The 22,594-nt window shown below is 75.3% G+C and carries 21 protein-coding genes; 8 read left to right on the forward strand and 13 right to left on the reverse strand.

From position 1 onward, the window contains the following. Positions 1–43: 43 nt before the first annotated feature. The 4 genes from ACFC1T_RS07490 to ACFC1T_RS07505 all read right to left on the reverse strand — a co-directional run bounded on the left by ACFC1T_RS07490 (position 44) and on the right by ACFC1T_RS07505 (position 3,869). Positions 44–1,204, reverse strand: a complete 1,161-nt coding sequence (locus ACFC1T_RS07490) for an Mrp/NBP35 family ATP-binding protein (RefSeq protein WP_375884796.1) — start codon at positions 1,202–1,204, stop codon at positions 44–46. Positions 1,205–1,260: 56 nt separating this feature from the next. Then, positions 1,261–1,818, reverse strand: coding sequence for a DUF1003 domain-containing protein (locus ACFC1T_RS07495; RefSeq protein WP_375884889.1), 558 nt, complete (start codon positions 1,816–1,818; stop codon positions 1,261–1,263). Positions 1,819–1,885: 67 nt separating this feature from the next. After that, complete coding sequence (locus ACFC1T_RS07500) at positions 1,886–3,172, reverse strand: magnesium transporter MgtE N-terminal domain-containing protein (RefSeq protein ID WP_375884798.1); 1,287 nt, start codon at positions 3,170–3,172, stop codon at positions 1,886–1,888. A 157-nt stretch (positions 3,173–3,329) separates the two neighbouring features. Further along, positions 3,330–3,869 (reverse strand): hypothetical protein, encoded by a 540-nt coding sequence (locus tag ACFC1T_RS07505; protein WP_375884800.1) that lies wholly within the window; start codon positions 3,867–3,869, stop codon positions 3,330–3,332. 132 nt (positions 3,870–4,001) lie between these two features. Here ACFC1T_RS07505 and ACFC1T_RS07510 point away from each other — a divergent pair, with 132 nt between their 5' ends. Then, positions 4,002–4,931: a DMT family transporter gene (locus ACFC1T_RS07510; RefSeq protein ID WP_375884802.1), complete on the forward strand. Its 930-nt coding sequence runs from the start codon at positions 4,002–4,004 to the stop codon at positions 4,929–4,931. Between the two features lie 71 nt (positions 4,932–5,002). Here the strand turns inward: ACFC1T_RS07510 and corA are convergent, their stop codons facing one another. Continuing rightward, positions 5,003–6,124, reverse strand: coding sequence for a magnesium/cobalt transporter CorA (gene corA, locus ACFC1T_RS07515; RefSeq protein WP_375884805.1), 1,122 nt, complete (start codon positions 6,122–6,124; stop codon positions 5,003–5,005). Between the two features lie 402 nt (positions 6,125–6,526). Between corA and ACFC1T_RS07520 the strand changes: the two genes are divergently transcribed. Beyond that, the gene (locus ACFC1T_RS07520) at positions 6,527–7,168 is read left to right on the forward strand and encodes a suppressor of fused domain protein (RefSeq protein ID WP_375884808.1); all 642 of its coding nucleotides are present in this window, start codon (positions 6,527–6,529) and stop codon (positions 7,166–7,168) included. Positions 7,169–7,275: 107 nt separating this feature from the next. On the opposite strand, the gene ACFC1T_RS07525 is transcribed toward ACFC1T_RS07520, so the two are convergent. The 5 genes from ACFC1T_RS07525 to ACFC1T_RS07545 all read right to left on the reverse strand — a co-directional run bounded on the left by ACFC1T_RS07525 (position 7,276) and on the right by ACFC1T_RS07545 (position 12,663). Beyond that, positions 7,276–8,136, reverse strand: coding sequence for a PHP domain-containing protein (locus ACFC1T_RS07525; RefSeq protein ID WP_375884810.1), 861 nt, complete (start codon positions 8,134–8,136; stop codon positions 7,276–7,278). Between the two features lie 56 nt (positions 8,137–8,192). Further along, positions 8,193–8,831 carry a DUF6758 family protein gene (locus tag ACFC1T_RS07530; RefSeq protein WP_350511866.1) on the reverse strand — a complete coding sequence of 213 codons (639 nt, stop codon included), beginning with the start codon at positions 8,829–8,831 and terminating at the stop codon, positions 8,193–8,195. A gap of 336 nt (positions 8,832–9,167) precedes the next feature. After that, positions 9,168–9,326: a hypothetical protein gene (locus tag ACFC1T_RS07535; RefSeq protein WP_188305309.1), complete on the reverse strand. Its 159-nt coding sequence runs from the start codon at positions 9,324–9,326 to the stop codon at positions 9,168–9,170. A 381-nt stretch (positions 9,327–9,707) separates the two neighbouring features. Further along, entirely contained in the window at positions 9,708–10,586 is an 879-nt protein-coding gene (locus ACFC1T_RS07540) for an alpha/beta fold hydrolase (RefSeq protein ID WP_375884813.1), read from the reverse strand. Positions 10,587–10,692: 106 nt separating this feature from the next. Further along, positions 10,693–12,663, reverse strand: coding sequence for a DEAD/DEAH box helicase (locus ACFC1T_RS07545; RefSeq protein ID WP_375884815.1), 1,971 nt, complete (start codon positions 12,661–12,663; stop codon positions 10,693–10,695). Positions 12,664–13,362: 699 nt separating this feature from the next. Between ACFC1T_RS07545 and ACFC1T_RS07550 the strand changes: the two genes are divergently transcribed. Then, complete coding sequence (locus ACFC1T_RS07550) at positions 13,363–14,091, forward strand: ferritin-like fold-containing protein (protein ID WP_375884817.1); 729 nt, start codon at positions 13,363–13,365, stop codon at positions 14,089–14,091. A gap of 42 nt (positions 14,092–14,133) precedes the next feature. Here ACFC1T_RS07550 and ACFC1T_RS07555 read toward each other — a convergent pair whose 3' ends face one another. The 3 genes from ACFC1T_RS07555 to ACFC1T_RS07565 all read right to left on the reverse strand — a co-directional run bounded on the left by ACFC1T_RS07555 (position 14,134) and on the right by ACFC1T_RS07565 (position 15,621). Further along, complete coding sequence (locus ACFC1T_RS07555; RefSeq protein WP_375884818.1) at positions 14,134–14,493, reverse strand: hypothetical protein; 360 nt, start codon at positions 14,491–14,493, stop codon at positions 14,134–14,136. A 107-nt stretch (positions 14,494–14,600) separates the two neighbouring features. Further along, on the reverse strand, positions 14,601–14,828 hold the full coding sequence (locus tag ACFC1T_RS07560; protein WP_375884820.1) for a DUF3107 domain-containing protein: 228 nt from the start codon (positions 14,826–14,828) through the stop codon (positions 14,601–14,603). Between the two features lie 133 nt (positions 14,829–14,961). Beyond that, positions 14,962–15,621 (reverse strand): TetR/AcrR family transcriptional regulator, encoded by a 660-nt coding sequence (locus ACFC1T_RS07565; RefSeq protein WP_375884822.1) that lies wholly within the window; start codon positions 15,619–15,621, stop codon positions 14,962–14,964. A gap of 256 nt (positions 15,622–15,877) precedes the next feature. On the opposite strand from ACFC1T_RS07565, the gene ACFC1T_RS07570 reads away from it, so the two are divergent. The 5 genes from ACFC1T_RS07570 (at position 15,878) to moeZ (ending at position 22,560) form a co-directional block, all read left to right on the forward strand. Further along, positions 15,878–16,780 (forward strand): alpha/beta fold hydrolase, encoded by a 903-nt coding sequence (locus ACFC1T_RS07570; RefSeq protein WP_375884824.1) that lies wholly within the window; start codon positions 15,878–15,880, stop codon positions 16,778–16,780. A 364-nt stretch (positions 16,781–17,144) separates the two neighbouring features. Continuing rightward, positions 17,145–18,947 (forward strand): DUF3492 domain-containing protein, encoded by a 1,803-nt coding sequence (locus ACFC1T_RS07575; protein ID WP_375884827.1) that lies wholly within the window; start codon positions 17,145–17,147, stop codon positions 18,945–18,947. Then, entirely contained in the window at positions 18,947–20,026 is a 1,080-nt protein-coding gene (locus ACFC1T_RS07580) for a hypothetical protein (RefSeq protein ID WP_375884830.1), read from the forward strand. Before ACFC1T_RS07575 ends, ACFC1T_RS07580 begins: the two co-directional genes overlap by 1 nt. 114 nt (positions 20,027–20,140) lie before the next feature. After that, on the forward strand, positions 20,141–21,151 hold the full coding sequence (locus ACFC1T_RS07585; protein WP_375884832.1) for an NAD-dependent epimerase/dehydratase family protein: 1,011 nt from the start codon (positions 20,141–20,143) through the stop codon (positions 21,149–21,151). A gap of 230 nt (positions 21,152–21,381) precedes the next feature. Next, the gene (gene moeZ / locus ACFC1T_RS07590; protein ID WP_375884834.1) at positions 21,382–22,560 is read left to right on the forward strand and encodes an adenylyltransferase/sulfurtransferase MoeZ; all 1,179 of its coding nucleotides are present in this window, start codon (positions 21,382–21,384) and stop codon (positions 22,558–22,560) included. Positions 22,561–22,594 lie beyond the last annotated feature (34 nt).

The raw sequence follows: 22,594 nt of genomic DNA on the forward strand, positions 1-22,594 counted from the left end.
ACGGTGATCCGTCCGGCCCCGCCGCGTACGCCCGCTCGGAACGTCAGAACTTGTTCTTGGGCGTCAGCCCCAGGGACATGCCGGACAGGCCGCGCTGGCGGCCGCCGAGCTTGCCGGCCACGGCGCGCAGGGCGGCGCCGGCCGGGGAGTCGGGGGCGGCGAGCACGACCGGGCGGCCGTCGTCGCCGCCCTCGCGCAGCCGGACGTCGATCGGGATCGAGCCGAGCACCGGGACGGTGGCGCCGACGGTGCGGGTCAGCGCGTCGGCGACGGTCTGGCCGCCGCCGGTGCCGAAGACGTCGATCATCTCGTCGCAGTGCGGGCACGGCATGCCGGACATGTTCTCGATCACGCCGACGATCTTCTGGTGGGTCTGCACCGCGATGGTGCCGGCCCGCTCGGCCACCTCGGCGGCGGCCATCTGCGGGGTGGTGACGATCAGGATCTCCGCGTTGGGGACCAGCTGGGCCACCGAGATCGCGATGTCGCCGGTGCCCGGCGGCAGGTCCAGCAGCAGCACGTCCAGGTCGCCCCAGTAGACGTCGGCCAGGAACTGCTGCAGCGCGCGGTGCAGCATCGGGCCGCGCCAGACCACCGGGGCGTTGCCCGGGGTGAACATGCCGATCGAGATGACCTTCACGCCGTTCGCCTGCGGCGGCATGATCATGTCCTGGACCTGGGTGGGCCGGCCCTCGACGCCCAGCATGCGCGGCACGCTGTGGCCGTAGATGTCGGCGTCCACGACGGCGACCTTCAACCCGTCCGCGGCCATCGCGGCGGCCAGGTTGACGGTCACCGAGGACTTGCCGACGCCGCCCTTGCCGGAGGCGACGGCGTAGACCCGGGTCAGCGTGCCCGGCTTGGCGAACGGGATCTCCCGCTCGGGGGCGCCGCCGCGCAGCAGCTGGGAGAGCTCCTTGCGCTGCTCGTCGCTCATCACGTCGAGTTCGACCTCGACGCCGGTCACCCCGGGCACCCGGCCGACCGCGTCACGGACCCGGGTGACGATGGTGTCGCGCATCGGACAGCCGGAGACGGTCAGGTAGACCGCGACGCGCACCGCGCCGTCCTCGGCGATCCCGACCGATTTCACCATGCCGATCTCGGTGATCGGACGGTTGATCTCCGGGTCGTTGACGGTCGCCAGCGCCTGGCGTACGGAGTCCTCCGTGACGCCGGCCGCGACCTCTGTCTCGTTGGCCATGCCTTGATGGTACGGCTCCGGGCGAACCGCTTAACCGGCCGGTAGCGTGCCGCCGGTCACAACGCCTCGGAGGCGCCCCGCCGTTCGTCGATCTCCTTGAGCAGCGACTGGAGCTCGGACCGGATGAAGTCCCGGGTGGCGACCTCGCCGAGCCCGTGCCGCAGGGCCGCGACCTCGCGGGCCAGGTACTCGGTGTCGGCGATGTTGCGGTCGCTGCGGGCCCGGTCCTGCTCCATGTTGACGCGGTCCCGGTTGTCCTGCCGGTTCTGCGCCAGCAGGATCAGCGGCGCCGCGTAGGAGGCCTGGAGCGACAGCACCAGGGTCAGGAAGATGAACGGGTACTCGTCGAAGCGCGCGTCCGAGGGCAGCATGGTGTTCCACAGCACCCAGACGATGATCACCACCGTCATCCAGACGATGAACCGCCCGGTGCCGAGGAAGCGGGCGATCCGCTCCGACAGCACGCCGAAGGCCTCGGGGTCGTAGGACGGCAGGGTCAGCAGGCCGGGCCGCGCGGTGCGGGGCTGGTCGAGCCTGGTGCGGTTGGAGCCGGTGATCGGGGAGGTCTCCAGGCGCTCCCGGCCGCCGCCCTCGCGGGTGCGCAGTTCGCGCAGCTGGCGCAGCTCCCGCAGTTCGCCCTGCAGGCGCCGGCGGGCGGACTCGCCCCGCCGGCCGTTGCGGTCACCGTCCACCGTGCACCTCGTCTCTGTCGTCGTCCCCGGCGTGCAGCGCGGCGTCGCGCCAGTCCTCGGGCAGCAGGTGGTCGAGCACGTCGTCGACGGTCACCGCGCCGAGCAGGTGGTCGGCCTCGTCCACGACCGGCGCGGCCACCAGGTTGTACGTCGCCAGGTAGCTGGTGACCAGGGACAGCGGGGTGTCCGGCGGCAGCGCGTCCAGGTCGTCGTCCACCAGCGAGCCGACCAGGACGTACGGGGGCTCGCGCAGCAGCCGCTGGAAGTGCACCGCGCCCAGGTACTTGCCGGTCGGGGTCTCGTTCGGCGGCCGGCAGACGTACACCTGGGCGGCCAGCGCGGGCTTGTGGTCGCGGATCCGGATCCGGGCCAGCGCCTCGGCGACCGTCGCGTCCGGCTCCAGGACGATCGGCTCGGTGGTCATCAGACCGCCGGCGGTGTCCTCCTCGTAGGAGAGCAGCCGGCGGACCGGCTCGGCCTCCTCCGGCTCCATCAGGCCGAGCAGCCGCTCGGCCTCGTCGCCGGGCAGTTCGGAGAGCAGGTCGGCGGCGTCGTCCGGGTCCATCGCCTCCAGGACGTCGGCCGCCCGCTCCCCCTGGAGCTTGCCGATGATCTCGACCTGGTCGTCCTCGGGCAGCTCCTCCAGGACGTCCGCGAGCCGCTCGTCCGGCAGTGCGGCGGCCACCTCGGCGCGGCGCTTGGCCGACAGGTGGTGCATCACGCTGGCGAGGTCGGCCGGGCGCAGCTGCTCGAAGGTGGCGAGCAGGTTGGCCGCGCCCTGGTCCTGCTCGGGCAGCGCGAAGCCGGTGACGTCCTGCCAGTCCAGGGTGAGCCGCTCGCCCTTGCCCTTGCGCAGCCGGGTGGCCCGGCCGACCTGGACGAAGACCTTGCTGACCTCCCACTCGCGCAGCCGGGTCTGCACCATGCCGACGTCCAGCACGGTGACGTCCTCGGCGGTCTTGGACCAGGTGACGGTGCGGTCCAGCAGCTCGGCCAGCACCAGGGTCTCGGACGGGCGCTGCTCGAACCGGCGCAGGTTGATCAGGCCGGTGGTGAGCACCTGGCCGGACTCCAGGCTGGTCACCCTGGTCATCGGCAGGAAGATCCGGCGCCGGGCGACGACCTCGACCACCAGGCCGAGCACCAGCGGGGGGCGGCCGCCGAGGCGCAGCGAGACGACCACGTCGCGGACCCGCCCGACCTGGTCGCCGTTCGGGTCGAACACCGCGACGGCGGAGAGGTGGGAGATGAAGACCCGGCTTCCTGGCCCTGCCATGAACTCCCTCGACTCCCTCGACCCTGCCCGAGCGGTCCGACCTGCCCGGCGCCGTACGGTGTGCACCGGGGCGCACGTCCGGCCAAGGCTACCCGCGCCGCGTGCACCCGGCCCGGTGAGGCACGGTAGCGGGCCCAGGCGTCCTCGGCATGAACCTTTAACGGCGCTTGAACAGCAGTTTGGGCAGTCCGGCGGGGATCGGGCGGCGGGTGGTGGCCGGGGTGGGCATCGGCTCGGCGGCGTGCGAGCCGTCCGGCATGGCACCCGGACGCTCGGTCAGCGCCCCGGCCGGGCGCAGCCGCAGCACCCGGCACTCGCGGGCCCAGCGCTCGGTGACGGTGTCCGTGTCGGGCGCGTTCAGCCGCTTGCCCTTGAGTTCCTCGACGGCGCCCCGCCAGGCCTCGCCGTTCGGCGCCAGCTCGACCACCTCGGCGGCCCAGCCGGTCAGCCGGCCGCCCTTGTCCTTGCTGCGCACGGTGATCACGGCACGGGCGCCCGGGGTCAGGCCGTGCAGGGGCTGCTCGCCGCCCCCGCCGACGACCACCACGGCGCCGTCGTGCCAGGCGTGCCACAGCGGGCGGGCCTGCGCCTCGCCGTCCGCGCGCACCCAGAGCAGTCCGGACTTCTTCGCGGCCTCCTCCAGCAGGGCCTGGTCGAGGAAGTCGTCGGCGACGGGGGCGGCGGAGTTGCGGTCCATGGCGGACAGCGTACGGGCTCGCCGCCCGCGCCCGCCCGGCCGGACGTCTCAGCCTCCGGGCGACAGTTCCATTGACGGCCCACGGGCCTTACCGTATGAGCGCCCCGCCCCCGCGACCAGCGAAGGAGCGCCGTGCCCGCCGCCCGGCCCGCGACCACCCCCGCCCCTGCCACCGCCGCCGACCAGCGGCCCGCGCACCCGCTCCCCACCGCCGACCTGCTGCTGCTCGCCGTCTCGATCGGCGGCATCTCCTTCTCCGGCCCGCTGATCTCCGCCACCGCCGCGCCCGCGCTGGCCATCGCCTTCTGGCGCAACGTCATGTCGGTCGGCGCCCTGGGCCCGTACGCGCTGCTGCGCCACCGCGCCGAGCTGCGCGGGATCGGCCGGCGGGCGCTGCTGCTCGCGGTCGCCGCCGGGGTGCTGCTCGCGGTGCACTTCGCGCTCTGGATGCCCAGCCTGCGGATGACCTCGGTGGCCTCCGCGACCGCCCTGGTCACCACCACCCCGCTGTGGACGATCCTGCTGATGCGGCTGTTCGGCGTCCGCGCGCCGAGGATGGTCTGGCTCGGGACGGTCGTCGCCTTCGCCGGCGTGCTGGTGCTGACCGGCGTCGACCTCTCGATGTCCCCGCGCGCCCTGCTCGGCGACGCCCTCGCGCTCGCCGCGGGCCTGGCCGCGGCCGGGTACATGCTGCTGGGCGCGGAGGTCCGCAGGACGGTCAGCACCACCGCGTACACGCTGGTCTGCTACGCGACCACGGCGGTCGGCCTGCTGGTGATCTGCCTGGCCACCGGCACGCGGCTGTCCGGCTGGTCGGCCGGGGCCTGGTGGCAGATCGTGCTGCTGATGGTCACCGCGCAGCTGCTCGGGCACTCGCTGAGCAACCGGGTGGTGCGCACCCTTGGCCCGTCGATCACCTCCACCGCGATCCTGCTGGAGACCCCGGGCGCGGCCCTGATCGCCGCGCTCTGGCTCGGCCAGTGGCCCCCGGCGGCGGCGTACCCGGCGGTGGTGCTGATCCTGCTCGGCCTGGTCCTGGTCGCCCGCGGCGGGCGGCGCTGACGCCCCCGCGGGGCCGGGGTCCGGGTGCGGGGCCCGGGACGGGGGCCCGGGGGCCCGGGGGCCCGGGGACGCTACAGCCAGCCGTTGCGGCGGAAGCCCCGGTACATCCCGACGCAGATCACCGCGATCGCGGTGAGCACCAGCGGATAGCCGTAGGCGTGGTGCAGTTCGGGCATGTAGTCGAAGTTCATGCCGTAGACGCCGGTGATCATGGTGGGCACCGCGAAGATCGCCGCCCAGGCGGTGATCTTGCGCATGTCCTCGTTCTGCGCCACCGACACCTGCGCCAGGTTGGCCTGGAGCAGCGAGTTCAGCAGTTCGTCGAAGCCGTGCACCTGCTCGGTGACCCGGGCCAGGTGGTCGGCGACGTCCCGGAAGTACTTCTGGATGTCCGGGTCGACCAGGCCCTGCTGCGGCTCGGACAGCTGCTGCATCGGGCGCAGCAGCGGTGCCACCGCGCGCTTGAACTCCAGTACCTCGCGCTTGAGTTGGTAGACCCGGCCGACGTCCGCGGTGCGCGCGCCCTTGGCCGAGAAGACGCCGTACTCGATCTCGTCCACGTCGTTCTGCAGCCGCTCGGCGACCAGCAGGTAGTTGTCCACCACGTGGTCGGCGATCGCGTGCAGCACCGCGGCCGGGCCCTTGGCGAGCAGCCCGGCCTCGTCCGCGTCCGCCTCCAGCCGGTGCCGCAGCTCCTGCAGCGAGCCGTGGCCGCCGTGCCGGACGGTGATCACGAAGTCCCGGCCGGCGAAGACCATCAGCTCGCCGGTCTCCACCACCTCGCTGGTGGGCGTGAGTTGGTCGTGCTCGACGTAGCGGATGGTCTTGAAGACGGCGAACAGCACGTCGTCGTAGCGCTCCACCTTGGGCCGCTGGTGGGCGTGCACCGCGTCCTCCACCGCGAGCGGGTGCAGGCCGAACCGCTGGGCGATCCCCTCGAACTCGGCGCCGGTCGGCTCGTGCAGCCCGATCCAGCTGAACGACCCTGCGGTGTCCGGGAGTTGGTGCGCGGCCTTGACCCGGCGGGCGGCCTCGCGGGGGCTGCAGGTCACACCGTTGCGCCGGCCGTGCTGGTAGACCGCGCAGTCCACGACCGCCGAGCCGGCGCCCTCGGGCACGGCGTCGTACGGCCCGACGGCGCCCCGGCGGCGGTTGGTGCGGACGGCGGCGCGCAGGCTGTTGATCATCGACATGACAGGCTCCCTGGGGCAGGAGCCGTCGCACGGTGGCGCGGAGGGGACGCGGAAGGGCCGTGGTGCGACGGCGAGGAACACCGGTGAAGGGGACGAGGGGTGCTCTCCCGGCCGGTCCGTCCGCCGCCGACCCGCGCCCGGGCCACTAGGGCTCGGTCAGCCGCTGAGGCCTGCGGGGCGGGAAGTGCGGGGAAGTCGGGGCCGGGCAGAGCTGCCGGTACTGCATGGTCGGCCGGTATCCACCGCAACCACCTCCTTCGCTCGCCGCCCCGGGACCTGCGATCCCGGTGGCCAGTCGCTCACCCTAACATCTGACCGGGCATCGGTGCCCCGGGGTTTCCCCGGCCTTCGCCCGTACGCCCCCGCGCGGACGCCGGGGCGGCCCGGGTTACGCTCACCGGCATGGCGCACGACTTCCCGTCCTTCGGCGACCCCCACGGCGGCAGCTCCCCGGACCTCACCCGGGAGGCGGTGCTGGCGGCCGTCGAGGCCCGGCTGATCTCCACCTTCGGCGAGCCGAGCGGCCGCGCCGCCGTCACCTTCCTGGGTACCGACCGGATCGAGGTGCTGCGCTTCGGCCCGGACGCCGACGGCCTGGTCCGCTACGCGACGCTCGGAATGGCGGCCGCCCCGATGGCCGACCCGACCCAGCCGGTCGCCGACCAGCTGCGCGGACCGCGCGCCGAACTGGTGCTGACGGTGCGCGGCGGGCGCGACGGCGTGCTGCGCAGCCTCGCCACCTTCGCCGCGACGCCGCAGGTCGAGGGCCTGGTGGTGGCCCCGGGCGGCTCGCTGGACCTCGGCGCCCCGCTCTGGGAGGGCGCCCCGTTCACCTCGGTGCTGGCCGCCGAGCCGGGCGGGCTGGTCGAGGACCTGGAACTGGCCGAGCCCGCCGAGCCGGTGCGCTTCCTGCCGCTGCTGCCGATGACGCCCAACGAGGCGGGCTGGAAGCGGGTGCACGGCGCGGCCGCGCTCCAGGAGCGCTGGCTGGACCAGGGCACCGACCTGCGCGACCCGCGGCGGCGCGGCGTCAAGCTCGACTGACCCCCGGTCAGGATCCGGCCCGGCGCCGGCCCCCGGCCCGGAGGGCGCACGGGCGGCCCGCCCGCCCCGCCGCGCTCCGGTGCGCCGGAGCGCGGCCCCGCCCGCCGTCAGCGCTCGATCGGCTTCGCCCCGGTGGCCTGGGCCAGCAGGGCCTCGTACACCCCGGGGTCGGTGGTGTGCTCGCCGAGTCGGACGGTCTTGCGGCTGCCGTGGTAGTCGCTGGAGCCGGTGACCAGCAGGCCGAGGTCGCCGGCCAGGCCGCGCAGCCGCTGCCTGGTCTCCTCGTCGTGGTCGGTGTGGTCGACCTCCAGTCCGGCCAGTCCGGCGGCCGCGAGGTCGGCGATCACCCCGTCCGGGACGGTCCGGCCGCGCTTGACCGCGCCGGGGTGGGCGAACACCGGCACCCCGCCGGCCGCCCGGACCAGCCGGACCGCCCGTACCGGGTCGGTCTCGTGCTTGCGGACGTCCGCCCGGCCGCCGTTGGCCAGCCACTGCGGGGTGAAGGCGTCCGAGACGGTGGCCACCACGCCCGCCTCGACCAGCGCGCTGGCGATGTGCGGCCGCCCGACCGAACCGGCTCCGGCGATCCGCTGCACCTGCTCCCAGCTGATGTCCGCGCCGAGCTCCCGGCAGCGCTCGACGACCGCCCGGCCGCGCCGGAACCGGTCGGTGCGCACCAGCTCGCGCTCGGCCGCGAACTCCGGCTCCTCGGGGTCGAACAGGTAGGCCAGCAGGTGCATGCTGACGCCGTCCACCACACAGGACAGTTCGGCGCCGGGGACGACGGTCAGCCGGGTGCCGTCCGGCAGCGCGTGCACGGCGGCGGCGGCCCCGGCGTGCCCGGCGACGGTGTCGTGGTCGGTGAGCGCGACCACGTCGAGGCCGGCCGCGACCGCCGCCGCGACCAGCTCGGCCGGGCTGTCGGTGCCGTCGGAGGCGTTGCTGTGGGCGTGCAGGTCGATGCGCACGGGGCGGACTCCTCAGGCTGGCGGGTGCCGCCCAGGATAGGCCGTCCGGTCCGCCGTCAGCCCAGCAGCCGGGGGGAGAGCGCCCCGCAGGGCAGCAGGTCCAGTTCGGCGCCGGCCTCGCGCAGGTCGGTGAGCACCAGCTCGTCGTACATCACCAGCGCGGACTGCTCGGGCCAGGCGATGGCCCAGAGCCAGAGCCCGCGGGCCTCGCCGACGAACACCGCGCGGTCGGGCGGGGCGTCCGGGACGTGGAACATCGGGGTGGGCCGCCCGGCGGCCATCAGCTTGGCGTCGGCGGGCTTGTAGAGGCCGACCGAGTCGCCCGGGTCGGGGCCGGGCAGTCCGGCGTAGCGGGCGCCGAGCCCGACGCCCAGTTCCTCGGCGACCAGCACCAGTTCGCCGAAACCGCCGAGCGGGGCGGGCCCGGAGCAGGCGACGGCGGTGGCCCGGGCGCCCGAGACATCGTCGCCGACGTGGGCGATGCCGGTGTAGAGCCAGCCGACCGGGAGCGGCCAGGGCAGCCAGACGGGGACCTGGGAACGGGCGACGGCGACGCCCAGGGCTTCCACGCTCGGGGGCAGTACGGGCTGCATCGGGTGCACGGCTCCGTGCCGGTCGCACTGCCAGGTGTCCGAAAAAAGACCGGGGGCGCGGACCCGACCGGCGCACCTCGGACAGCTTGGCTCGCCCCTCATAGCCGACAACGCTCCTCCCTCCGGACCGCCGCGTCAAGGACGATCACCCGTACGGACGGCCCGGCGGCACCCTGTCGGTGCTGGACGCCCGGCCGGCGCGGGTGGCTTGCGGCGCGGGCGGTTCCCGTTGGGGGATGTCCCGTCGCGGGCGGCGGCAAACGTTCCGGGGCCGGGGTCGGGGGCGGGGCCGAGTCAGGGCCGGGGCCGGACGCACTGACGCCCCGTCAACGGCGATCGCGGTGACGGGGCGTCAGTCGGGTATCGGTACGTCCGGATCGGACGATCCCGGCTCGTCGGCGGCGGGTGAGGTCTCCCGGTCGGAGGCGCCGCGCTGGGTCAGACGGTCGGGCACGGGCGGATGAGCAGGCGCTCGCCGGTGCGGGCGGCGTCCTGGACGAGCTCGCGGACGGTCTCGGCGTCGGCGATCACGCGGTCGGTCGCGGAGCCGTTGGCGTCGTCCAGTCGGAGGATCTCGAAGCGCATGGGCTTGGTCATGGGCGTCTCCTTTTCGGGCCCCGCGGGGCGGGGCGGTTGCGGCTGAGTCGGTATCAGCCCTTTCGGGGTCCTGCGGATCCGGCGCTGCGGCCGGACCACGCGGGTCGTACGTGTGGCGGTCTGCTGCGGCAAGGGCTCCCCCTGGGCTTGCCTGGTGCGTCCAGTCCCTCGTGAACCACGGTGTCGTGGCGGTGCTACCGGGCCGTTGCCCGTCCGTAACGTCCGGGTTTCGGCTGAAAGGCACCCTGTGGATGTCGCCGATGATTCCCGGACAGAATCAAAGATTACCGTAACTAACGACTTTTGTCCTGTGCCGAGACCGGTCGAACCTCCGGAAGTGGTACAGACCACGCCGGGGAGCGGGACGGTCGGGGGCCGGGATCAGGCCCAGAACGCGGCCAGCGCCTCGGCCGTGGCGGCCGGCCGCTCGGCGTTGGGGGAGTGGGCCGCGCCCGCGACGACCACCCGGCGGGCGCCCAGCCGCCGCGCCATCGCGCCCTGCTCCGGTACCGGCCAGGCGTAGTCCTGCTCCCCGGACACCACCAGCACCGGCAGCGTCCCGGCCGCCACCGCGGCCAGCTCGTCCACCCGGTCCGGCGCGGCGACCAGGTGCGCGCCGGTGACGGCCAGCGACCGCGGCACGTTGGCCACCCAGCGGCGGTGCAGGAACTCCGCGACCCCCGGCGCCAGGGCGGGCCTCGGCTCCCCGCCGCTCTCGTCCATCTGCCGCATGACCTGCCAGATCTCCTCCAGGCCCATGACCGGCAGGACGTCCAGCAGCATCCTGGTCCGGGCCGCCTCGGCCGGGTCGATCGCGCCCGGCCCGGTGGCCATCAGGGTCAGCGAACGCCACGGCAGCGGGCCCTCCCCGGCGGCCGCGAGCACCGCCTCCCGGACCACCTGGCCGCCGAAGGAGTGCCCCAGCAGGTGCACCGGCCCGCCCTCCGCGGCCAGCACCCCGGTCAGCGCCCGGACGTCGGCGCCCAGCGCGGCCACGGCGTACGCCGCCCCGTCGTCCGGCCCGCCGGTCTCGTACTGACCCCGCTGGTCCACGGCCGTCACCCGGTACCCGGCGGCCGCGAGCGGCGCGAGCAGCGCGATGAAGTCCTCCTTGCTGCCGGTGAACCCCGGCACCAGCAGCGCCGAGCCGCGCACCGGGCCGTCCGGCTCCGCGCGCAGCGCCGCGAACTCCCCGCGCCCGGTCGGCACGCGCTCCGCCCGGGCGCAGCGGGGCAGGTCCAGGAACGGCGGAGTACTCATGAGCGGGTTCCCTCCGGGGGCAGGCGACGCCCCGAGCCTATGCCGTCCCGGCACCCCCTCCCACCAGGACGGGGACGCCCGGGAACGCCCGAGGGGGCGGTGCGGGTCAGCCCTCCGGAGTGGCCTCCGGGGCGACCGCAGCCTTGCGGGCGCGGGTGCGCTTGCGCGGCGCGGGCGCCTCCTCGGCCGGGGCGGTCTCGGCGGCCGGGGCCTCCGGGGCGGTCTCGGCGACGGCCTTCGGCTTGCGGGTCCGGGCGCGGGCCGGCTTCTTCTCGGCCGGAGCCTCGGCCACCGCAGCGGCCTCGACGGTCTCCGCGACCTCGGCCGCCTCGGCCTTGGGCTTGCGGGTCCGGGTGCGGGCCGGCTTCTTCTCCGCCGGGGCCTCGGCCGGAGCCTCGGTGACGGCGACGGCCTCCACGACCTCGGCGACCTCGGCGACCTCGACCTCGGCCTTGGGCTTGCGGGTCCGGGTCCGGCGCGGCTTCTCCTCGGCCTCCGGGGCCTCCGGGGCCACCGGCTCGGCCGCGACCACGGCGGCCTCGACCACCGCGACCACGGCGGCCTCGACCACCGCGGCCGCCTCGGCGACGACCTCGGCGGCGGCCACCGGGGTGACCTCGCCCGAGGCGGCGCCACCGCGCGAACGGCGGCGGCGACGGCGCGGCGCGGTCTCGCCCTCGGCACCCTCGACGGCCGGAGCCGCCTCGGTCACCGCCGCGGCGACGGCCGCCTCGCCCTCGCCGAGCTCCGAACCGCGGCGGGTGCGGCGGCGCTCACGGGTGCGGCGCGGCTTCTCCTCCGCCGCCGGGGCCTCCACGGCCGGGCGGCCCGAGCCGGCCCGCCCGCCGCGGGCAGCGCCGCGACCGGGGCGGGCGCCCCGCCCGCCGGTCTCGCCGAGGTCCTCGATCTCCTCCGCGCCGAGCCCGGCCCGGGTGCGCTCCGAACGCGGCAGCACACCCTTGGTGCCCGGCGCGATCTTCAGCAGCTCGTACAGGTGCGGCGAGGTGGAGTAGGTCTCCTCCGGCTCGTTGAACGGCAGGTCCAGCGCCTTGTTGATCAGCTGCCAGCGCGGGATGTCGTCCCAGTCGACCAGGGTGACGGCCGTACCGGAGGCGCCGGCCCGGCCGGTGCGGCCGATCCGGTGCAGGTAGGTCTTCTCGTCGTCGGTGCACTGGTAGTTGATGACGTGGGTGACGCCCTCGACGTCGATGCCGCGGGCGGCCACGTCGGTGCAGACCAGCACGTCGACCTTGCCGTTGCGGAAGGCGCGCAGCGCCTGCTCGCGGGCGCCCTGGCCGAGGTCGCCGTGGACGGCGCCGGCCGCGAAGCCGCGCTGGGTCAGCTGGTCGGAGACGTCGGCGGCGGTGCGCTTGGTGCGGCAGAAGATCATCGCCAGTCCGCGGCCGTCGGCCTGGAGGATGCGCGAGACCATCTCGACCTTGTCGAGCGAGTGGGCACGGAAGATGTGCTGCTCGATGTTGGCGACGGTGGCGCCGGTGTCGTCCGGGGCGGCGGCCCGGATGTGGGTCGGCTGGCTCATGTACCGGCGGGCGAGGTTGATGACCTGGCCCGGCATGGTGGCCGAGAACAGCAGGGTCTGCCGCTTGGCCGGCAGCATGGTGATGATCTTCTCGACGTCGGGCAGGAAGCCCAGGTCGAGCATCTCGTCGGCCTCGTCCAGGACCAGCGCGCGGACCTTGGACAGGTTCAGCTTCTTCTGGCCGGCCAGGTCCAGCAGTCGGCCCGGGGTGCCGACCACGATGTCGACGCCCTTGTTGAGCGCCTCGACCTGCGGCTCGTACGCCCGGCCGCCGTAGACCGCGAGCACGCGGACGTTGCGGACCTTGCCGGCGGTCTGCAGGTCGTTGGTGACCTGGGTGCAGAGCTCGCGGGTCGGGACGACGATCAGCGCCTGCGGGAAGTCCGAGAGCTGGTCCTCGGTGGCCCGGCCGGCGTCCACGTCGGCGCGCACCACGGCGCGCTCGATCAGCGGCAGGCCGAAGCCGAGGGTCTTGCCGGTGCCGGTCTTGGCCTGGCCGATGACGTCGTGGCCGGTCAGCGCGACCGGGAGGGTCATCTCCTGGATGGGGAAGGGGTGGACGATGCCGACGGACTCGAGGGCCTCGGCGGTCTCCGGGAGGATCCCCAGGTCCCGGAACGTCGTCTTGATGGGTTCAGCGGTGGTGGACAGGGTGCTGCCTCTTCCGTTTTCGGAGGGGCCGAGAGCGAGCGGCGGGCGGGCAGCCGCGCGGCTGTGTACGGGCCTGGCGGCCCCGAGTACAGCTGAGCGGACGCACTACCGCGCCGGTCCCTGCGGCCGGCCGGTGCGCGCGGCCCGTTGGCGGGGCGCGTCGCCGGCGGCGTCGGGGAGAGTTCCCGTGAGGGACCTGCGCGGGACCTCCGCCAGGTGGGCGTGGTCTCGGCGGCCCTCGCTCGGCCACTGATGCGGTGCCAAGGCTTGAAGTCCAAGCCATGGTCGGAGCCGATCGGCTCTCCGACCGGGCATCCGCGTACGTGAGTACCCGTGCCTCCGGTGCGGACACGTCCGGGGGACGCGCTGCCGCTACGGAGCGGGCTCGTGCGGGCCACCGAGACGGCGGTGGCACCGTGCGAGCACGACGGGGCTCCGTACCACCATACAGTCAGGCGACGACTCGAACACGTGATGCGTCTGACACCGACCCCGCCGACGGGGGCGCCGGGAGCCGATCCGGCAGGTCACCGGGGTGCGTCCGGTGGTGGGGCGCGGGCGGGGGCGGGACTAAGGTGGCGGGTCATGGAGACCCATGGTGAGACGCAGGACGGCGCGCCCGGCTCGATCGGCGACTGGGCCACGTGCTCGGCCGAACCGGGCTACCGCGCGGCGGTGCTCGACCTGCTCGGCGCGCTCGCGTACGGCGAGCTGAGCGCCTTCGAGCGGCTCGCCGAGGACGCCAAGCTGGCGCCCGGCCTCGCCGACAAGGCGGCCCTGGCCCGGATGGCCTCCGCCGAGTTCCAGCACTACCAGCGGCTGCACGACCGGCTCGCCGAGATCGGCGCCGATCCGCAGGAGGCCATGCGCCCCTTCGTCGAGCCGCTGGAGCTGTTCCACCGGATGACGGCGCCCTCGGACTGGCTGGAGGGCCTGGTCAAGGCCTACGTCGGCGACGCCATCGCCACCGACTTCTACCGCGAGGTGGCCGTCCGGCTGGACGACGACACCCGCGACCTGGTCCTCAGCGTCATGTCCGACACCGGCCACGGACAGTTCGCGGTCGACAAGGTCCGCCAGGCCATCGAGGCCGACCCGAGGGCCGGCGGCCGGCTCGCCCTGTGGGGCCGGCGGCTGATGGGCGAGGCGCTCAGCCAGGCCCAGCGGGTCGTCGCCGAGCGGGACGCGCTCTCCAACCTGCTGGTCGGCGGCGTCCAGGTGCAGGGCTTCGACCTGGTCGAGGTCGGCAAGATGTTCAACCGGATCACCGAGGCGCACACCCGGCGGATGGCCGCCCTCGGCCTGGCCTCGTAACGGGCCCCGTCACGGGCCCCGTCGTGCGCCCCGCCACGGGCCTCAGGCCGGCCGGTGCCGCCGCGGCGCGCGGTGGGCGCCGGCCCGGTGCGGGTGGTGCCGGTGCGCCGGGGCCCGCCCGGCGGCGAGGTCCGGCCGGGCCAGCAGCGAGGTGACCACCCCCGCGGCCAGCGCCGAGAACACCACCGCGGCCACCGGCAGGCGACCGTCCAGGCAGAAGTGCGCGACCACCCCGCCGAGCAGCGCCGAGGCCAGGGCCGTCCCCACCACCAGCGGGCGGGGGGCCCGGTAGTACCCCGGCAGGCCCAGCAGCGCGGCCGCGGCCGCGGCCAGGCCGACCAGTACGAAGACGAGCGATTCGACCAGCACGGCGGCCTCCCCGGGGGAACGGGCGTGCGGCACCGGTGCCGCACCTGTCGCCGTACCCAGGCCGACCTGCCCGTACACGCGACGGTGCCCCGTTCCCTCGGGAGGGAACGGGGCACCGGACGGACCTGCTCGGCGGCGGCTCAGGTGGTGCCGAAGCCCACCTTGCGGGCCGCCGACTCGCCGATCTCCACGTACGCCAGGCGCTCGGCCGGGACGATGACGCGACGGCCGTGCTCATCGGTGAGCGAGAAGAGCTTGGTGGAGCCCTCCAGCGCCTTCGCGACCGCGCTCTCGACCTCATCGGCAGTCTGCGAGCTCTCGATCACGATTTCGCGCGGCGCGTTCTGCACGCCGATCTTGACCTCCACGGCTTCCGTCCCTCCGGTTCTGCAGTCTCCACGCGCGGCGACGGACCGCCTGGGACAAGCGATCACGGCGACCGCGCCGTACGGCTTCACCATAGAGCACCCGATCACCGCCCAGGCGAAGGTCAGCGGATCGTCACTGCTGGGCGGAGCCCTCCGGCGCGAGGTCGCCCGGGTGCATCGGGAAGCCCTTGAGCCCCCGCCACGCCAGGCTGGCGACCAGCCGCACCGCCTCGTCGCGCGGGATGTCCAGACCCTGCGACAGCCAGTACCGGGCGGTGATCTGGGCCAGGCCGCAGACCCCGGCCGCCAGCAGCTTGGACTCCGCCTCCGGCAGGTCGGTGTCCTCCTGGATCACCTGGCTGACCAGCGTCGCGCTCGCCTCGGAGGCCCGCTCCACCCGCTCGCGCACGGCCGGCTCGTTGGTCAGGTCCGACTCGAAGACCAGCCGGAACGCGCCGGACTCGCTGGAGACGTAGTTGAAGTACGCCTCCATCGTCGCGGCCACCCGCAGCTTGTTGTCGGTGGTGGTGCCCAGCGCGTCCCGGGTCGACTCGACCAGGGCGTCGCAGTGCTTGTCCAGCAGCGCCAGGTAGAGGTCCAGCTTCCCGGGGAAGTGCTGGTAGAGCACCGGCTTGCTCACCCCGGCACGGTCGGCGATGTCGTCCATGGCGGCCGCGTGGTAACCCTGGGCGACGAACACCTCCTGGGCGGCACCGAGCAGTTGTTCACGGCGGGCGCTTCGCGGCAGGCGGGCACCGCGCGGGCGCTCCTGCGCCTCCTGGATGGCCGTCACGGCGCTCCTCACTTCGGGGTTCTTCGGGGCTGGCAAGAGGGCCGAGTCTACTTTTCGGTAACCGCGCCCGCCCCTGGCGAAGGCGAGAAAAGCAGTCCGGCCGCTTGTCAGGAGCCCACAATACGGCGCTGACCTCGGCGTCGGCAGTGGTGCGACGAGGGATGGGGCGGGCGAGGGGACGGGCGGACGGGACGGGGGCCGGGAAGGCCGGACCACCCCCGCCGCCCCCGACCGGCCCTCACTACCATCGTCCACCATGAGCAGCGCTGAGCAGCAGGTACGTACGGTCGAGGTCCCCGGCGCGGTGCTCGCGGTGCACCGGCCCGCCGGAGCGGGCGGCACCGACGGCCGCGAGCCCGGACTCTTCGTGCACGGCCTGGGCGGCTCGGGCGGCAACTGGAGCGCGCTGATGGACCGGCTCTCCGGCCTCGTCGACGGCGAGGCCCTCGACCTGCCCGGCTTCGGCCGCTCCGGCCCGCCCGCCGACGGCAACCTCAGCCTCTCCGGCCACGTCCGCGCCGTCATCGGCTACCTGGAGGCCGCCGGCCGCGGCCCCGTCCACCTCTTCGGCAACTCGCTCGGCGGCGCCGTCTCCGTCCGGCTCGCCGCGCTGCGCCCCGACCTGGTCCGCAGCCTCACCCTCGTCTCGCCCGCGCTGCCCGAACTGCCCCCGCAGCGCTCCGCCTGGCCCACCGGCCTGCTCGCCCTGCCCGGACTGCCCGCCCTGCTGCGCCGGCTGCCGGCCGGGCGGCGCGACGCCGAGGCGGCCACCGAGGACCTGCTGCGCCTGGTCTACGGCGACCCGGCCGGCCTGAGCCCGACCGCCCGCGCCGAGGCGGTGGCCGAGTACCGGCACCGGCTGGCGCAGCCGCACGCGATGCCGGCCCTGATCGGCTCGGCCCGCGGCATCGTCTCCGCCTACACCGAGCGCGGCGACCAGGCGCTGTGGCGGCAGGCCGAGCAGGTCGCGGCGCCGGTGCTGCTGGTGTACGGGCTGCGCGACAGGCTGGTCGCCTACCGCTCCGCCCGGCGGGCCTGCGCGGCCTTCGCCGACGCCCGGCTGCTGGTGCTGCCCGAGTCCGGGCACGTGGCGATGATGGAGCACCCCGACGCGGTCGCCCGGGCCGTGCGCGAGCTGATCGCGGACACCGCCCGCTGAGCGGCGGGCGGCATCGGGGCGGCATCGGGGCGGCGCCGCCCCGGCGCCGGAGCGGCGTATAGCGCCCGCTAACGGCCCGGTCCCGGGCGAGGTCACGGCAGTTCACTCGTTCAGGTGGCAGCCAGGCATGTGACCGATGGATCGCCCCGGGCCGGTCCTACCTTTCTGCTGCCGGACCGAACAGGTGTGGGGGAGGACCGCTGACGCCGGAGCACGCGGCGCACGGCCCGAGCAAGCGTCCCGGCGTACGGCCCCGCGGCTCCCGTGGCCCCCGCCCAGGGGGCGTCCCAGGGGTGCGGGGGGCGGTCGGCCCTGACCGGGGCTGCCGTCACCGCCCCCGTTCCGAGGCAGAAGGAGGACTCCCGTGCGCGTCGCGCTGCTCACCGAGGGTGCCCGTCCGCATCCCGACCGTGGTGCCGGGGCCTGGTGCGAGCGGCTGGCCGAGGGCCTGCCGGAGCACGAGTTCGAGCGGTACCTGCTCACCGGCCCGGACGACCCCGGCGCCCGGCGCCCGCCCGCCCGGCCCGGCACCCACCACCTCGTGCTGTGGGGCCGCCGGCCGCGCGGCCGCGCCCCCGGGGCGCTGCGCAGACGCCAGTACGCCCGGGCGTACGAGGACCTGGTGCGGGCACTGGTGCTGCCCGGGGAGCGGGCCGGCTTCGGGGCCGGGCTGTACCGGCTGGCGGCGTCGGCCCGGGAGGACGAGGGCACCCTGCCCGCCTTCCTCGCCTCCGCCCACGCCCGCCGGGTGCTGGAGCGGACCTGGCGGCTGCCCGGCGCGGACACCTCGGCCGGACAGCCGCTGGTCCATGACGTGCTGGTCGCCGCGGACCTGCTGGAGCAGTGCCTGCGCCCGCTCTCCGCGCCCTGGTACGGCACCGGGCCCGGCGGCCTCGGCGCCGTCGACCTGTGCCACGTGGTCGGCGGCGGCCCGGCCGCGCTCCCCGCCCTGGTCGCCCGGCAGCTGCACGGGGTGCCCTTCGTGGTCACCGAGCACGGCCTGCACCTGCGCGAGCAGTACCTGGGTTACCCGCCCCGAGCCGAAGGGCGCGCCGGTGCCGAAAGCGAGGAGCGACAAGCGAGGGACGAGCGCCGGAGCGACGACCGTCGGCACCGGGTCCGAGCGCCCGGAGGCGAGCGGGCGAGTCACGCGGCGCCGTACCGATGGCCGGTCCGGGCGCTGCTGCTGTCCTTCTTCCGGGCGCTCACCGAGGAGACCTACCGGCAGGCCGCGATACTCACCCCGGGCAGCGCCCACGACCAGCAGTGGCAGCGCCGCTGCGGGGCCGATCCGGCGCGCACCCGGGTCGTCCACGAGGGCACCCCGGCGGTGGACCGCCCGGCGGCCGGGCCCGAGCCCGATCGGCCCACCCTGGTCTGGGCGGGCCCGCTGGAGCCGGGGCGGGACACCGAACTGGTGCTGCACGCCTTCGCCCGGGTCCGCGCCGAACTGCCGGCCGCCCGCCTGGTGCTGCACGGTGAGGAGGCCGCCCCCGGCTACCGGGCGCACTGCGCGGCCGTCGCCGAACGGCTCGGGGTGACCGCGGCGGTGGAGTTCGCCGGCCGGCCCGGCTCGCTCGCCGAGGCCTGGCAGGGCGGCACGGTGGCGGTCTTCTCCGCGCTCTCCCAGCGCAGCCCCCGGCTGCTCGTCGACGCCATGCTCAGCGGCCGCGCGGTGGTCTCCACCGACGTCGGGGTGGCCCGCGAGGTGGTCGGCCCGACCGGGCTGCTGGTGCCCGCCCGCGACCCGCGGGCCCTGGCCGGGGCCTGCCTGGCACTGCTGCGCGACGAGGAGCGGCGCTCCCGGCTCGGCCTGGCGGGGCGGCTGCGGGCGCAGGAACGCTTCGCCGTCGAGCCGGTCACCGGCGCCTTCCGGGAGATCTACCTGGAACTGGTCTCGCAGTACCCCGCCTTCCCCGAGGGCGGCGGGGCGGGCCACGGCGGCCGGGCACCGCGCCCGTTCGCGCGCCCCGCCGAGTACTGGCTCAACGACGGCCCGGCCGGCGGCCGCGACGAGGAGGCGGACGGGGCGCCCGCGCCGCGCCGCCGGGCCGGGCAGGCCGGGCAGCTCGCCGCCCTGGCGGTGCGCACCGACCCGACCCGCACCGACCCGACCCGCCCCGACCCGGCCCGCCCCGCCGGCCCCGCCCTCGCGGAGGCCGTCTGATGTCCGGCCCCGTGGCCAGCGCCGACCCGGTGCGCGAGCTGATGGCCGAGCACCGGGACCTGTGCGAGCGCGCCGTCGACCCGCTGGAGATCGCCGCCGGGCTGGAGGAGGCCGGGCTCGGCCCGGACGCCGCGGCGCGCTGCCGGCACGCCGACCTGTTCTCGCTGGCCGAGGAGCTGTACGCCCGGGTGCCCCGGCGGTCGTCGCCGCCCGAGCCGCCCGAACCGCGCCGCTGCGCGGCCGCGGCCCGGGCGGCACTGACCGCCGCCGCGCTGGCCGCGCCGCCCTGCGCCGCGGTGGCCGCGCTCGGCGCCCGCTGGCCGGTGCTGCTGCCCGCCGCCGTCCCGCTGGTGCTGCTGCCCGCGCTGACCGCGACCGCCCCGGCCGAGCCCGCCCCGCCGCCGTGCCGCCCGCCCTGCCCGGCGGAGCTCGGCCCGGTCCGCACCCCGCCCCCGCCGGCCGGCTCCCGGCTGCGCCCCGCCGCGCTCGGCCACGGGCTGGGCCTGGCCGCGCTGCTGCTGCTCCCGCTGGCGGCGCCGGGCCGGGACCGGCCGCTGGCCGCCGCCCTGGTGCTGGCCGCGGCGGTGTCGGCGGGCTCGGCGGAGCGGGCGGCCCGCTGGTACCGGCAGGTCGGCCGGGGGCACCTGGGGGCCGCCCGCACCCTGGCCGAGTTCCGGGCCCGGATGCGCCCGGTGCTGCCGGTCGCGGTCGCGCTGCACCTGGCCGTGCTCGCCGTGCTCAGCTACGCCGCGCTGGCGGTCCTCGCGGTGGTCGCGCCGCGCCCCGGGCCCGGCCACGGCGGCGGCCTGCTGCACCTGGCCGCCGAGCGGGCCGGCCCCGCGGCGTGGGCGGCGCAGGGCGTGCTGGGCCTGCTGCTGGTGCTGCCCGCGCTGCTGGCGCGCTGCGGCCGGACGACGGCCGCCGCGCTGGGTGCGCTGGCCGGGCCCGTCGCGACGGCGGTGCCGCTCGCCCTGGGCCGCCCCTGGCCGTCGGCCGTCCTGCTGGGCGGCGGCGCGGTCGCGGTGGTGCTGCTGGCCCACGGCTGGGCGCTGCTCGGCCGGGCCGGCGCGCACCGCTGACCCTCCGGTCAGCTCTTCCGGACCTTTCAGACTTCTCAGACCCGTCAGATCTCGTTCGCTGTATTTCAGTCCGCCAGGTCGTCCCCGACCTCGCTTCGTGGAAGGACGCCCCCGATGAGGGTGCTGCTGCTGGGCGCCGACGGCTTCATCGGCCGCCGGGTGACCGATCGTCTGCTGATGGACCAGGAGTTGCAGGTGACGGTGCTCGGCCGGCGCGACTCGGCCGACATCCGCTTCGACCTGACCGCCGGGAGCCCGGGCGCCCTGGCCCGCTTCCTGGACGCGGTCGCGCCGCAGGTGGTGATCAACTGCGCGGGTGCCACCTACGGCAGCTCGCGGACCCTGATCCGGTCGAACACGCTGGCCGTCGCGACCGTCTGCGAGGCGATCCGGCGCAGCCGGGAGCCGGCCCGGCTGGTGCACGTCGGCTCGGCCGCCGAGTACGGGCCGGTGCCCGGCGGGGTGCCGGTGTCCGAGCAGGCCGAGCCGCGGCCGGTCGGCCCGTACGGGGTCTCCAAGCTGGCCGGGACGGAGCTGGTGCTGGCCTCCGGGCTGGACGCGGCGGTGCTGCGGGTGTTCGACGTGGTGGGCCCGGGGGCGCCGACCGCCTCGCTGTTCGGGCGCCTCGCCGAGGGGCTGCGGCGGGCGTTGGAGCGGGACGAGAACCAGGTGCGGATGCCGGACCTGTCCGGATACCGGGATTTCGTGGACGTGCGGGACGTCGCCCGGGCGATCCAGGCGGCGGCGGTCTCGGCCGCCACCGGGGTGATCAACGTGGGCAGCGGGCACGCCGTGCGGGCCCGGGACGCGGCCCAGCTGCTGGTCCGGGCCTCGGGCTTCGAGGGGTCGATCGTGGAGGAGAACCGGCAGGTCCTGCTGCCCGCGCAGGCCGCCGGCCCGGTCGGCGACCACCTGCCGGGGCACGGCCACCACGCGTCCGGGCCGTACCTGCCGGGCCATCGGGCGGAGGGGCACCGGCCGGAGGGCCGGCCCGCCCCGGGGGAGCCGGTGCCGTGGCGGCAGGCGGATGTGCGGACCGCCCGGGACCGTCTCGGCTGGCGGACACAGGTGCCGCTGGAGGAGTCGCTGGGGGACGTCTGGCTGGAGACGGCCTGCCGGGTGTGAGGGGGACACGGGGGCGCCCCGGGCCCGCAACCACGGGCCCGGGGCGCTCCGGGGGCGTCCGGCGGGCGGTTCCACGATCCGGCGCGGCCCGTCTCGCCCATCGGACGAGCTGTCTCGGAATACCGGTGGGGCATGACACTGTTGGCCTAGAGAGCCACCTGAGTGGCGGTGCAACAACCCCGTCCGAGGCTGGCCCCGGCCGCCTGAACAAGAGACCCATCGGAGTCCCCGTGTCGTTGCCACCCCTGGTAGAGCCGGCCGACGAGCTCACCGTCGACGAGGTCCGCAGGTACTCCCGCCACCTGATCATCCCGGACGTCGGGATGGCCGGGCAGAAGCGGTTGAAGAACGCCAAGGTGCTCTGCGTCGGCGCCGGCGGCCTCGGTTCGCCCGCGCTGATGTACCTGGCGGCCGCCGGTGTCGGCACGCTGGGCATCGTCGAGTTCGACGTGGTCGACGAGTCGAACCTGCAGCGCCAGATCATCCACGGCCAGGCCGACATCGGGCGCTCCAAGGCGGAGTCCGCGCGCGACTCGGTGCAGCAGATCAACCCGTACGTCGAGGTGGTCCTGCACGAGGAGCGCCTGGACAACTCCAACGTGATGGAGATCTTCTCCGGCTACGACCTGATCGTGGACGGCACGGACAACTTCGCCACCCGCTACCTGGTGAACGACGCCGCGGTGCTGCTCGGCAAGCCGTACGTGTGGGGCTCGATCTACCGCTTCGACGGCCAGGCCAGCGTGTTCTGGGCCGAGCACGGCCCCTGCTACCGCTGCCTCTACCCGGAGGCCCCGCCGGCGGGCATGGTCCCGTCCTGCGCCGAGGGCGGCGTGCTGGGCGTGCTCTGCGCGTCCATCGGCTCGATCCAGGTGAACGAGGCGATCAAGCTGCTCGCCGGGATCGGCGACCCGCTGGTCGGCCGGCTGATGATCTACGACGCCCTGGAGATGAACTACCGCCAGGTGAAGGTCCGCAAGGACCCGGACTGCGCGGTCTGCGGCGAGAACCCGACGGTCACCGAGCTGATCGACTACGAGGCCTTCTGCGGCGTCGTGTCGGAGGAGGCGCAGGCCGCCGCCGCCGGTTCGACCATCACCTCGAAGCAGCTCAAGCAGTGGCAGGACGACGAGGAGGACATCTACCTCATCGACGTCCGCGAGCCCGGTGAGTACGAGATCGTCAACATCCCCGGCGCGGTGCTGATCCCGAAGAACGAGTTCCTCATGGGCGACGCCCTGGAGAAGCTGCCGCAGGACCGGAAGATCGTGCTGCACTGCAAGTCGGGCGTGCGCTCGGCCGAGGTGCTGGCCGTGGTCAAGGCCGCGGGCTTCGCCAACGCCGTCCACCTGGGCGGCGGCGTGCTCGGCTGGGTGAACCAGGTCGAGCCGCACAAGCCGGTCTACTAGGCCGCCGGCCGGACAGGCGCGTCAGGGGCCCCAC

The organism is Kitasatospora sp. NPDC056076, from assembly GCF_042266305.1.
Classification (GTDB): domain Bacteria; phylum Actinomycetota; class Actinomycetes; order Streptomycetales; family Streptomycetaceae; genus Kitasatospora.